This window comes from Pelosinus baikalensis (assembly GCF_020819555.1).
Classification (GTDB): domain Bacteria; phylum Bacillota; class Negativicutes; order DSM-13327; family DSM-13327; genus Pelosinus; species Pelosinus baikalensis.
In genome coordinates, this window is the sequence record NZ_JAJHJB010000068.1 from 1 (window position 1) to 12020 (window position 12020).

General features: G+C 34.8%; 14 protein-coding genes and 1 pseudogene. All 15 read right to left on the minus strand.

The annotated features are described in order from the left end of the window. Positions 1–153: 153 nt before the first annotated feature. Complete coding sequence (locus tag LMF89_RS23925; RefSeq protein WP_229537342.1) at positions 154–375, minus strand: hypothetical protein; 222 nt, start codon at positions 373–375, stop codon at positions 154–156. A gap of 25 nt (positions 376–400) precedes the next feature. Continuing rightward, on the minus strand, positions 401–583 hold the full coding sequence (locus LMF89_RS23930; protein WP_229537343.1) for a hypothetical protein: 183 nt from the start codon (positions 581–583) through the stop codon (positions 401–403). A 112-nt stretch (positions 584–695) separates the two neighbouring features. Beyond that, complete coding sequence (locus LMF89_RS23935; protein ID WP_229537344.1) at positions 696–1085, minus strand: hypothetical protein; 390 nt, start codon at positions 1083–1085, stop codon at positions 696–698. A 378-nt stretch (positions 1086–1463) separates the two neighbouring features. Further along, entirely contained in the window at positions 1464–1733 is a 270-nt protein-coding gene (locus tag LMF89_RS23940; RefSeq protein WP_229537345.1) for a hypothetical protein, read from the minus strand. A 56-nt stretch (positions 1734–1789) separates the two neighbouring features. Next, on the minus strand, positions 1790–1984 hold the full coding sequence (locus LMF89_RS23945) for a hypothetical protein (RefSeq protein ID WP_229537346.1): 195 nt from the start codon (positions 1982–1984) through the stop codon (positions 1790–1792). Positions 1985–2029: 45 nt separating this feature from the next. Then, positions 2030–2152 (minus strand): annotated as a pseudogene (locus LMF89_RS23950) (acyl-CoA thioesterase); the annotation flags it as partial. A 552-nt stretch (positions 2153–2704) separates the two neighbouring features. Beyond that, complete coding sequence (locus LMF89_RS23955) at positions 2705–4048, minus strand: coproporphyrinogen-III oxidase family protein (protein WP_229537347.1); 1344 nt, start codon at positions 4046–4048, stop codon at positions 2705–2707. A gap of 42 nt (positions 4049–4090) precedes the next feature. Then, positions 4091–4930, minus strand: coding sequence for an alpha/beta fold hydrolase (locus tag LMF89_RS23960; RefSeq protein ID WP_229537348.1), 840 nt, complete (start codon positions 4928–4930; stop codon positions 4091–4093). A gap of 22 nt (positions 4931–4952) precedes the next feature. Beyond that, a complete protein-coding gene (locus LMF89_RS23965; protein ID WP_229537349.1) occupies positions 4953–5696 on the minus strand; it encodes an SDR family NAD(P)-dependent oxidoreductase in 744 nt (247 codons plus the stop codon). A gap of 13 nt (positions 5697–5709) precedes the next feature. Beyond that, entirely contained in the window at positions 5710–6318 is a 609-nt protein-coding gene (locus tag LMF89_RS23970) for a hypothetical protein (RefSeq protein ID WP_229537350.1), read from the minus strand. A 12-nt stretch (positions 6319–6330) separates the two neighbouring features. Beyond that, positions 6331–7362, minus strand: a complete 1032-nt coding sequence (locus LMF89_RS23975) for a hotdog family protein (protein WP_229537351.1) — start codon at positions 7360–7362, stop codon at positions 6331–6333. A gap of 21 nt (positions 7363–7383) precedes the next feature. After that, positions 7384–8673, minus strand: coding sequence for a beta-ketoacyl-[acyl-carrier-protein] synthase family protein (locus LMF89_RS23980; RefSeq protein ID WP_229537352.1), 1290 nt, complete (start codon positions 8671–8673; stop codon positions 7384–7386). 5 nt (positions 8674–8678) lie between these two features. Beyond that, entirely contained in the window at positions 8679–9935 is a 1257-nt protein-coding gene (locus LMF89_RS23985) for a beta-ketoacyl-[acyl-carrier-protein] synthase family protein (RefSeq protein ID WP_229537353.1), read from the minus strand. 16 nt (positions 9936–9951) lie between these two features. Then, on the minus strand, positions 9952–11187 hold the full coding sequence (locus LMF89_RS23990; RefSeq protein ID WP_255711617.1) for a beta-ketoacyl-[acyl-carrier-protein] synthase family protein: 1236 nt from the start codon (positions 11185–11187) through the stop codon (positions 9952–9954). After that, positions 11180–11569 (minus strand): acyl carrier protein, encoded by a 390-nt coding sequence (locus LMF89_RS23995; protein ID WP_229537355.1) that lies wholly within the window; start codon positions 11567–11569, stop codon positions 11180–11182. Before LMF89_RS23995 ends, LMF89_RS23990 begins: the two co-directional genes overlap by 8 nt. Positions 11570–12020: the final 451 nt, after the last annotated feature.

The following is a 12020-nucleotide window of genomic DNA, read 5'->3' on the forward strand; positions in this document are numbered from 1 at the left end:
TCAACTCTAAACCTCCTTAGAAGTTTTTCAAGTTACTCGAAAAACTCTATTTTTTGATTTAGAGCAATTATCTCACGAATTATTCTTCGATTCTATCCACTGTCTTGTTTGACGGTTACTCTACGTCCGCTGAAAGTGAAAGAAATGGAATAGTTATTGATCCATTTTGGGGATAGTCATGCTTAGAGTAAAGAAAAACGCTAAGCCGATTACAAATTTTGGCTTAGCGTATATTTTAGTTAAAATGTTGTCTGTATCCCTATCAGAGCGATAATAATAATAAACTTGTTTTTTACGCTTATATTTTGGTACAGTGACTGGTGTAAATTCTTGATATTGCTCGTTACCAGGTAGTAAGTTCTTAGGATTCAACATGTTATTCCTCCGATCCAGTTTGTCTCTATCTTTCTTTTATCCATAGAGCTGTAAAAATCATAGCTCCAATGATACTTGAATAGTCAAAGAAAAGTCCCCATTGATAAACTGCACTAGATACCCAAAGAATTACGAACACCCCTACTAAAAGGTTATATACGGCACGTCTGAACTTCTTCTTCTCCCGTAATTTTTCCGTCCGTTCCAACTAAATCATCCCTCCCCAATTTGTCTTTTCTAAACCCGTCGATTTCGACGGGTTTTAATTCCCTCGAATTCGGGGTAATTAAGATTTTCCAGTTTGACTATAATCGCAATCGTTATCGTCGAGGTATTTGAATCCTCTCCGCCTCTCTCCAAAACTTCGAACGCTTATATTGCCCATTTATGCACTCAAACCTATAAGAATGCTCTCTACCGCTTTTATCTTTACGAATAATAATTATCCAACCGTTATAGGATGGATTTTTATCTATAAAACAGTTAATTACAGTATTGTTATCTTCTTCATCTGAAATAAATATAAATTCATTTCTTGTAATATCTAAACCCGCAGGAATTGGATTAACATCACAACGCCACATCATTTGATGTCCTGGGGCACTGTGGATCTGATTAAATTCTTCAATCAACTTATTTTGCAACTCTGATGGATCATTGCTCACCAATATAGATGCGCCACAATAACAAACGTATATTTTAGTATACATACAATTCACCTTTCCTTTGACTTTTGTAATTATACGATTATTATAATGGCTACTATTGCTTTTGTTTTGACAGTTTCGGACATCTTTTAAACTTGGGAATTAAAGCCTATCCATTCTCCGACTTTGATCCTCTCCCTGGGCGCAGTTCCAGTTTGACTACTGTCTCTTTTTTAGAAATTCTGCTCGATCTTGTAGAATAAAGAGTACAAATTTAAATATAACTGCAACTGTAAAAATAACCTGAGCAATAAAGGCATATGACTTATCTATATATTGAGCAAACATGAATCCACCACAAAACATTAAAACCATTATAACGATATCATCCAATAATCTATATATGAGCAAGTAAATTCCCCCTTTTTATCAATGTAAGTCTTACTGATTAAGCAACGAGTTCATATATTGATCATAAGTAAGCCAGTCTCTTTCAGGTTCATAAACATATAATCTTACTGAACCGCAATCTTTACAAATGGCTACTCTTATGGCAGTAGTATCAACCACTTTTTTTTCAGATTCTTTTCCAAGAAAACCAAACTCTTTATATTTAACTGTTTTTGAAAAAGTAACGCTAACATTTTCCTCGCAGTAAATATCTTTAACTATATTTACTGATCCGCAAGTATAACAGTCCTTTATTTCCATTAAATCAGCTCCTTATAACATTAATTAGCGACAATCCTATGACACCGCCATTTTGTCTATACTTGTTCAGCTTTAAAAATGTTTTCAATTATTTCATCTGAATAACTACAAATTGGATTTCTATATTCCCTTTGATCAATATAGCCTGCTATTTTTAAGCACTGTCTTAATCTTCTTTTACTACCCTTTACTTTGCTACGTGTCTCTATAAATTCAATTAATACACTCTGAGACGGATGAAGTACAATCATTTATAAACCCTCCTTGCCAGTTTGACTACTATCGCTATTTCGGCCTACCTGCCGTAAATACTCTACCCTTCCCATTTCAAACCAACGAAAATAATTAGCATGATGTGCTACCCCCATCATATCGGTTTCAGCAAAACGAACTTTTTCTCGTACTGTAATTGTAATCATGCTTTCCAGCCTCACTAATCCCTAAATTTCCTTCCATATAAGCTATCCCCACGCAAAGCAAACACCCACAAGCAAGTATCTTATGCCGTGGGTCGTAAATAGCGGGCTCACATTATAAAGGTCATCGGATAAAAACTCATTATTTACTTTTCTTTTTTGTTTTTGTCAAAAAAAGTTTCTTACAAAAATTATGATTTATCCTCCAAACTTGTCTATACAATTTTTAATGCTATAAATAAAAACCTACATAGATACGTTTGAAGGAAGTACCCATTACGATGAATCTCTACTAGTTATATCTAGAAGCTCAGCACCTTGACTATACAGAAACGATTCTAACCGACATAAACAATATTCTATCTTCAATTGACGACTTAGATGCTCAACAATATCCCTTGCTCTAAATATTGCAAGGAAAAGCAGTTAATATTAGGATTGTAATAAAAGAACTAGCAGTCTATAAATAGCATGCTAGTTCTTGGTTAACACATTTTGCCCTCCTTGGAAAACATTGAAATACAAATTCTGTCTATAAACGTTGATTAAAAAGTATTATATAATACTTGGCATTCCAATTTTTACTTTATTTAAGACTCTCCATAATCTGTCTGTAAAAATAATCTCTTCATTTGTTGTTTTTATAAATTTCATTCTCTCCATATCACTTAAAACTTTTAAATGTATTTTATTTGATAAAGAAGTATTATAATATTCGTAAAACCCTTTTTCTAAATTCTCCCTGAAATCAGATGAAGATCGATTCATATATAAAATCCTATATAAAACAAATCGTTCGTAAGCCTGCTGTTGAGTCAACCTTATGCCACTTAAAGCAGGAGAACGATTCTCATTAACTGCACTAATGTACTCTCTAACATCGTAATAATTACATCCCTCTCCCTCATCAAGCAAAGTGCCAGCACCAGCACCTAATCCAACTATTCTTGTTTCAGTAGAACTGTATTTATGAGGTATAGACCCCTCTTTATAATAAAAAACTGGAGATTCTTCCCTTGAAAATTGGTTGGCCAATAATATCTTTTCAGCTAAACTATCATACTCTAATAATCTGTTAAAATGAGATTGAATCGTTATTCCTTCTTTTTTTTGAAGTTCTTCGCCTAAAGGAGTATGTTCAGCAATTCTCAATGGAAATAAAGTTACTTGATGGGGTGCCTTACATTGACACAGCTCATGTAAATCCCTTTCGAGATCATTCTCGGTTTGCCCAATTAACCCATAGATCATATCTGTATTGACTATAAAACCATATTCAAATAGTAAGTTAATAACACTTCTGGCTTTTTCTGAAGTATGAGCACAGCTCATTTCTTTCAATAACTGATCATTAAAGGTTTGAATTCCCAAACTAACCCGGTTAAAACCACAATTCCTCAACGTTTTTATCTTCTCTTCAGTGAGTGTTGAGGGATTTGATTCAAAAGAAAGCTCTGCACCAATATCAAATGAAAAATTATTGAAAATAACTTCAGAAAGTCTCTTAATGTGATCAACACTGAGAAGAGAAGGAGTACCACCCCCAAAATACAAAGAACTGAATACGGTTGATTTAATAAATGGAGTATCTTTAATTGACAGTATTTCTTTTTCTAAGGCATTAAGATATTCGGAAACCAACATTGGATTATAGGGGTGTGTATAGTAAGGACAATAATCGCATCTAGTCACACAAAAGGGGATATGTATATATAAGACATTTTTAGTATTGGGGTACTTGTTTTTATTTTGAAAAATCGTTTCTCTAAGATTAGTGAGTGCCTTTCTTTCCCACTCACTTTGTTCTAAACGTGAACGTATGTTAAATATTTCAGTATAACTTTTCTTAGCAAAATCATCTAAAAATGCTTTCATTTCCATTTCATTTTGCACATTCATTTAAACTCCCCCTTAAATAAATATTTTTCTTTTCATGTTCCACTATCTATTAGTCATATCTTTAAGTGCGCGTTCTATAAAGCGGTTCACTTCACCATGGTTTTCGATATAGGAAGCATGGCTGGAATTCAATAACAATTCATGCTTGCAATTTTTTATTTTTGCTTGAATTTCTTGTTGATATGGTAATGGAAAGATAATATCATGTTCACTACTTAGGACAAAGGTCGGAATCAAAATATTATCTAAAATAACTGATAAATCCGGACGGTTTACAATAGCCTTTATTAACAATCTGAATGACTTACTATTCCCATTGTATTCTGCATACTTTTGGAGCACAAAATTATCCATGTCCATATTTTCAAGATATTCTTGTGAATGAAACCAGGGATAAATCAGCATAAATATACTTTTTAAATTTGCCCCGTCCTCAATCAGCGTCAATAAACCGCGAATCATTTTATTAGCATAGATACTTGTTTTAGATCCAGAATTTAATAATATCAAACCATTAACCGAATCTTGAAATTTATATGAAAGCCAAAGAGCCAACATACCTCCTACTGAATAGCCAATAACATACAGCTTATCAGAAACTTCTTCATCTAGAATTGTTTTTATATCATCCACTATATCGTCAAACTTAAATTCTTCTTCCCTCTTTTCGACCGAGTCCCCCACACCATGATAGTCAATAAATAGTAATTTGTAATTATCCCGAAAATAGGGATATCGTTGTTGTTTTATCCAAGCTGTATGACCAGTATATAAACCATTAAGAAACAAAAGACATTGATTAGAAGATAGATTACCACCAATATAATAACTGATTATTCTTTTATCATTTTCTTTAAATTTTTGTATGAAATGAGTTCTCATTTTTCACCATCACCTTTTCGCTCTATTGTTCTTTGATGGTTTGAGTAAAACCGCCATCCATGATAATATTTGAGCCATTTTTTAAGACATGGTTATGAGAAGCTAAGAATGCGATAAATGTAGCAATTTCATCTGGCTCTGCATACCTCCCCAATGGGATTCTCTGGAATGATTTAGAGTCTTTATACCATGAGGATTGTTTAATCAACTCTGTTGTTACAGGACCAGGCGAAATGGAGTAATATTGGATGCGATCTCGGTGTTCACCACTGCTCATTTGCTTTGTCCATTCGATAAGCATTGCTTTGGAAACGGCATAAGCCAGTTGACCTTTACGTGGTCTAATGCCAGATATACTACATAGATTAATAACGGTGGCAGATTTTGCAGCTTTTAGCTTCTCCCAAAAGGCGTTGTGAACAGCTAAAGCCCCAAAATAATTTGTTTTGAGAACTTGCTTCCAATCATCTACCCCAATTTGATAAATTAAATTATCTTTTAATATACCAGCATTATTAACAAGTACATCTAATTGTTTAAACTTGAAAGTTCGTAAGGCTTCATTGAGTTGTTCACCTACAGCAACATCAAACTCTACAATTTCTCCTTCCCCACCGCAGCTCAAAATATCTTCCAATAAAGAAATTCCACTGTGTTTATTCCGGCAGTTAATGCATACATAATAGCCGTCTGAAGCTAGTTTTTTGCTTATTGATGCACCGATCCCCCTATTTCCTCCTGTTATTAAGGCAATCTTCTTATCCATCCCTATTTTCCTCTCAGATTAATAATTCTTGTGCAGTTAAATACAGTCTATTGTTTTTAGAGAATCCTAATAATAAGGATTCTAATTTTAAATGATAATTTTCCTCGTTAACTTGAATCAAATTTACGTTGATATTCTTTTTAGCTAATTCTAATGCCATCACTTTTGAAAGTGTCTTTAATCCAGCACTAAAACAGTGTAATGAAATAATATTTGGAGATTGATTGAAAACACTTTTTGCCAAAAGTGGACTGGTGTCTAAAAACCATATTTTACTTTCTCTATGACGTATTGTGGGCAAATACATCATTTTAGTAAACACAAATACTTTTTCCAAAATATTATCTAGTTCCACTTCAGCATCTTTAGTTGATACATTATGTAACAACGGACAAATAACAATATTGGGAATATGTATAAGGTCTGATAATAATTCTTGTATTGAATCCGCCTCGTCAACATGGATAAACTTCACAGTGTCCATACATGAAAAACCATTCATACTATGCATTACATCTTGATCAACTAAATAGAAAGCTGCATACCCGCTTGACTTATGTGCAGGTAAATCATAGCCTTCGATAGAATTGCCTAAAAACACATATAAAATTTTTGATTTCATACTATGCCCCTTTTACCAATTGAAAGGTTTTGTCTTATGCTTGTTCAGCATCTTATCAAAGACTTCACGTTCTACTAATTTGTGATATGGAGATTTTCTCACGACGAATTCATTGGCACAAAAAATAATCCCTGTTGAATCAATAGAATAAATATTACTTACCATATCGTCATCAATCGAAACACATTCTACAAATACTTTGACCTTTCCTGATAAAGGATGTGTTTTATAAAACTGTAACTTTTTTCCCCCAATGGGAAGTCTGCCAATCTGATTAATGATTCGGGAAAAAAACACTGCATATTGCAAACACGAGTCATTACCAAGAGGAGAGGTTACAAAGGTTGATTCTTGCCCCAGAATAAAATTCTTTTCTTTGCCCAGGCAATCATATTCACCAATAAAACAAGTCTTGTCCTCACTTACAGCAAAACGGGCACATGAACTTTGAAACAAAGGTCCCAATGATGGAAAATCTTCGGAGTAATATTGATCTTTGGGTACCTGATAATAGGTATAAGCAAGATCAGGTATCCTAAGCTTAGGCGGTTGTGGTGAAACAGTCGAAAGTATCACCTGGGAAGTAACATTAAGCCGTGTCCCGATAATGGCATTCAATTTATTGACTCGGTTTGAAATAATTTCAATCTTAAATTCAATAGTACTATCTCTTTTGGTAATTTGTTTAAATAAAAACTCCATATCTAAGGAATCACCTGGTGTCATAGCCAACGCTCGCAAGATGGAAAAATCAAGAAGTTCCACTGCTTTTAGCTCTTTTACATCTATCTTCCTATAATACTCACAATAAAATAATGCTGCTTCAAATAACAGTTCAATGATCATAGTTGCAGGAACAAAGCAATCGGTTCCGAAAACATGATCTTTTAGATAAATGTGATAGGAGGAATCTATATTTAGTTTTAAACTCACTGTTTCTCCCTGGAGACTAAAACCTTGCACCTTGTTTCTTAAATGGGGATATTGATCGGTATGTAAGAAAGTGTTCTGAGTCCAGTCTTGAAAGTTATTTACACTATCCATCGTACATAACCCCCTTTCTGCTTATTTTAAATTTGCGTATAAGATAGACGTATTTTGTCCACCGAACCCAAAACTATTGGAAAGTGCATACTCTACCTTAGCACTACGGGCTTCATTGGGTACATAATCTAAATCTAGTTTAGGATCGCCTTTTTGCCAATTTCTTGTAGGATGAATAGCACCTTCATTTATACTCTTTATGCAAACAATACCTTCAATTGCTGCACTTGCCATAATGGAATGACCAATCATTGATTTTGTGGATGAGATGGGTATGGAATAAGCGTAGTCTTTAAAGGTGTTTTTTATAGCAATGGTTTCGATCATATCATTCATTTTTGTGGACGTACCGTGAGCATTGATATACCCCACATATGAAGGGTTGATTTTTGCCATTTCAAGACAAGCCTTTATGGTAGCCGTACTGGATTTTGCTTCTGGATCTGGATCTGTAGAACGGTATGCATCACTAAAATATCCATATCCCAAGACTTCTGCTAACATATTGACAGCTCTTGTTTCTGCCGACTCGAAGCTTTCAAGGATGAGTATGCCGCAGCCACTTCCCATAACGAAACCATCACGTTGTGCGTCAAAGGGTCTACAGGCCGTTTCAGGATCAGGATTACGCGTGAGTGCTTCTAGACGGGTAAATCCTATCATGCTACTTAAATCAAAATTATAAGCTCCTCCTACAATAGCTATATCAACATAACCATGCTTTATTTTTAAAAAAGCTTCACCAATAGCATTGTTTCCAGATGCACAAGCTGTCGCTATACTTAATTGAGGACCTGTTATATGATAGTTTCGGGCAACAAAATGATTAATGGAATCTGAATCATCAAAGGGTGTATGTTTGCCGATTTTCGCCATTTTAAGTAACCTATAATATTGATTATTATTAAAACCATTATTGTCAGTTGCCTCTTTAAGCAGTGGTGCATATTGATCAATATACTGAATAAAACTCATTTTTCTGTCCGCAATACAGGTTGCTATACAATCTGTGGACTCCATTTTACGCGGATCAAGATTTGCTTGCGTTAGGGCTTCATGTACTGCAGCAAAAAAGCTTTTAATACTATCATCTTCTGGAATCTGGTTGCATAGCTCTGGGGTGTCTTTATAGAATTGCTTTATATCAGCTTCTGGCAAGCATCCTGCAATTTGAACTATTTCTCCTCTAATATTCCTATCGTTTATTTTTGTAATGCCATTCTTATTTTTCAAAAGGCAGTCCCATAGTAAATCAACACCAAAACCAAATGGGGTTACAGCTCCCATGCCTGTTACTACTACGCGTCTCATTTCTTTTACCTCTTTTTAATAATTAGACTACAAGTCTCTCCCAAATAACTAAATGAATTGACTAAACAAAATTTACTTTCATTTTCAATTGCTTTGTTCTTAACATAGCTTAGTTCACTATCTAAGAACAGATGATCAGTGTATAAGAGAGGCACTATGATATTAGCCTGAAGCGCCAGGCTGGCAAAAGCCACCGAAATGGCACCAGATGCGGCAAGAGTATTCCCAACATAGGACTGAGCCGTCGTTATAAATGGTTTTTTTCCAAATATATTTTTGATAGCCAGAGCTTCTGCAAAATCTAACTTAGGGTTACCACACGCACTAGCTTGGATAAAGTTAATATCGTTATAGGAAACTTTAGCCATTTCGAGAGCTTTTAGCATACTCTTTTCGAAATAATTTGCAATACCATTTAGACTATTCAGTTTCTTGAAGTCAGGTATATAGTAATTGCTATAACCGATAATCTCTCCATAAATTTTAGCACCTCTAGCCTTTGCCTCGTCTTCATCCTCCACTATACATATACTACAACCCTCACCACATAAAAAACCTTTACTATCTGAGCAGAATGGTCTAGAAGCATCAACAGCTACACTAGTTAAACTTTCTTCACTTAATCTGCAAAAATAATCTGCAAAAATTTCATCTTCACTGCCACCGCAAACCACTCGAATTGCCCTCTGATCTTTTATAGCAATAAATGCTTCACCGATTGCAACAATTCCGCTATTTATTCCATTTACCAGACTATAATTTAATCCTTGGAATGAATTCTGAATTGATATTTGCCCTGCTGTAGTATTGGGTAATCGACTCAGCATCCATAATGGAGGAAGTAAACGATAACCAGTATTGCCTAGCTTATCATAATCGATGATACCCTCTGTATTAGTACAAGATACAATAGCTTCACTCAATGGTTTAAGCCCTTGTGTAATCCCAGTGCCTATAATGAGTGCATTCTTATGGCTGTTTTTACATATCTCTTCCAATGACAATTGTGCATCACGAATGGCAAGTTCCGCAGCAGAACACCCATTCATGGTTTGTTGACTAAAAAATCTGATTGCTTTTTTGTTTTTGATAAAAATACCTGGATTATAATCTGGTATAGGACCAAAGTTGCACATGAAAGTTTTGTCTTGGGGAGTTTTAAGACCACTCTTTCCTTCCTTTATCGCTGCAAGATGGTCTTCAGTGCTAATTCCTAGTGAACTTAAAACCCCGATTCCTGTTATAACCACTTTTTTGCTCATTAGTGCCTCCTAACCGTTAAACTTTCGCAAAAATGATAGACGAATTATATCCGCCAAGACCACTCGTGTTACTTATGCAATAGTCCATTTTGGCTTCGCGGGCAGAGTCTTTTACATAGTCAAGATTACAAATTGAATCGCCCTTTTCAAAATTCCTATTTATATGGACTTTTTGATCAGCAAGGCTTCTAAGACAGACGAAAGCTTCAATGGCACCACAAGCGGAAAAAGTGTGACCAAGCATTGATTTGGTACTATTAATAGGAATGGAATAGGCTCTTTTGCCAAAAGTCTCCTTGATAGCAATACTTTCCTCACTATCATTAGACTTTGTTGAAGTCCCATGAGCGTTGATATATCCAATCTCATCAGATGAAAGTTCAGCATCCTTTAGAGCCATTTTCATTGCTCGAATTTTTCCTTCTCGAGATGAATCGGTTATACTAATGCCATCCAATGCACATCCATATCCAACAATCCTGCCTTTAATATCAACACCTCTCTTTTTTGCATGTTCTAAGGATTCAAGTACTAGAACACAAGCCCCCTGTCCAATCACAAAACCATTTCTACTCTGATCAAACGGTCGTAGTGCACGGTTTACATCATTGTTTGGAGTAGTCATACCTAGACGACTAAAACCAGAAGCATGTAAACTAGATAACTTATTATCTACTCCACCTACCAATATGATCTTTTCTTCCCCACGCTGAATTCTTTTAAAACCTTCGCCAATGGCCTGATTGCCACCATTACAAGCAGATACAATTGTATTACCATATCCTTTTAGCGAAGCGACCATGGAAAGATAAGAAAGGATCAAATTTGGATATGACTCAAGAAACCATTTCGGGTTTCTCTCCTCAACTGGAATCCCTTCGTATTGTTCAGAAAGAGATGCTCCGCATGCGACAATGGCACCGATATTATATTTTATTGTATCCTCAGCTGGCTGCAAATTGGCATCCTCTAGAGCTTTAAGTCCTGAATAAACAAGCATTTTAGTCGCTAAATTTAAATTTTTAAGTTTAGCCTTATGATGTTTATCCAGATTTCTCAACTCATCGAAGGAAAAGTCTGAAGCTATGCCCGCAAGGTAAATATTATACTTTCCAAACTCTTCGTAAGAGCCTTTCAAAAGGCTAATACCATTTTCTCCTTCTATTAGTGAATTCCACACTTTGTTATAATCACATCCAAGTGGAGTTACCATACCAATACCTGTGACAACAACCGGCCCTTCCTTAGCCATTTGATAGTTTCCAATCTACAAAATAAACTAAATTTTTGACTTTTAATAACGCTCTAGAATTCTTTGTTCGTTCAATCTCATCAAGTAAATCATCTTTTATATGAGCATATTTTTTTAATTCTTCAAGTTTCTCATTTTTTAACTTCTTGTTTTCATCATGTGAACTTTCGTCCCGTAAGTACGGCGTAAAAATATCACTCATAGAAATTTTACCGAGATTAAAATCCTTTTCCAAACGAAAACCGATATCAATAAAATCAATTGACTCAGCGGCTAAATCATCAATTAGATCGGAATCCATCCTAATCTCATTGAGTGGGTCTTCTATTCCCAAGACTTCACCCAAGAGTTTTTTTACTTTTTGTTCAATCTGCTGATTCATATTCATTTTTCCTCCCATACTATAATTCCTCTCTCGGAAACCGAGAGGTTATATTGATCAAGGCATTCGCCTTGGTGATTTTTTTCCTCCAGTCATAGTTGAAAATTAAAATTGAGACTTAAATTTTTAAAAATAGTCCCATAATCGCAATAAAAACATCATTTTAGCCTAATTCAATTATAGTTAATTTACCTTTTTTCACTTATCACATCTCTGAAGGTTGTCTATAACAGATATCGTCTCTCTAGGAAAACGCTCTATTATCTTGATATTATTTTACATATTATACATAGAATGTAAAACTCCTGCTAAAATACATATTGTTAATTGAAAAATCTAGCATAATACAAATATTTGATGTCTCAAAAAAAAAAAAACTACGCAGTAGGGGAGGTCAATCGAGTAGGAGCTGAATAATTATTTTATCCAGCGACCTCTCACACCACCGTAC

What these genes read in the sequence shown, in the direction of transcription:
- LMF89_RS23925 (WP_229537342.1), bottom strand. Translation starts at nt 375, where the DNA reads ATGTTGAATCCTAAGAACTTACTACCTGGTAACGAGCAATATCAAGAA.
- LMF89_RS23935 (WP_229537344.1), bottom strand. Translation starts at nt 1,085, where the DNA reads ATGTATACTAAAATATACGTTTGTTATTGTGGCGCATCTATATTGGTG.
- LMF89_RS23940 (WP_229537345.1), bottom strand. Translation starts at nt 1,733, where the DNA reads ATGGAAATAAAGGACTGTTATACTTGCGGATCAGTAAATATAGTTAAA.
- LMF89_RS23945 (WP_229537346.1), bottom strand. Translation starts at nt 1,984, where the DNA reads ATGATTGTACTTCATCCGTCTCAGAGTGTATTAATTGAATTTATAGAG.
- LMF89_RS23955 (WP_229537347.1), bottom strand. Translation starts at nt 4,048, where the DNA reads ATGAATGTGCAAAATGAAATGGAAATGAAAGCATTTTTAGATGATTTT.
- LMF89_RS23960 (WP_229537348.1), bottom strand. Translation starts at nt 4,930, where the DNA reads ATGAGAACTCATTTCATACAAAAATTTAAAGAAAATGATAAAAGAATA.
- LMF89_RS23965 (WP_229537349.1), bottom strand. Translation starts at nt 5,696, where the DNA reads ATGGATAAGAAGATTGCCTTAATAACAGGAGGAAATAGGGGGATCGGT.
- LMF89_RS23970 (WP_229537350.1), bottom strand. Translation starts at nt 6,318, where the DNA reads ATGAAATCAAAAATTTTATATGTGTTTTTAGGCAATTCTATCGAAGGC.
- LMF89_RS23975 (WP_229537351.1), bottom strand. Translation starts at nt 7,362, where the DNA reads ATGGATAGTGTAAATAACTTTCAAGACTGGACTCAGAACACTTTCTTA.
- LMF89_RS23980 (WP_229537352.1), bottom strand. Translation starts at nt 8,673, where the DNA reads ATGAGACGCGTAGTAGTAACAGGCATGGGAGCTGTAACCCCATTTGGT.
- LMF89_RS23985 (WP_229537353.1), bottom strand. Translation starts at nt 9,935, where the DNA reads ATGAGCAAAAAAGTGGTTATAACAGGAATCGGGGTTTTAAGTTCACTA.
- LMF89_RS23990 (WP_255711617.1), bottom strand. Translation starts at nt 11,187, where the DNA reads ATGGCTAAGGAAGGGCCGGTTGTTGTCACAGGTATTGGTATGGTAACT.
- LMF89_RS23995 (WP_229537355.1), bottom strand. Translation starts at nt 11,569, where the DNA reads ATGAATCAGCAGATTGAACAAAAAGTAAAAAAACTCTTGGGTGAAGTC.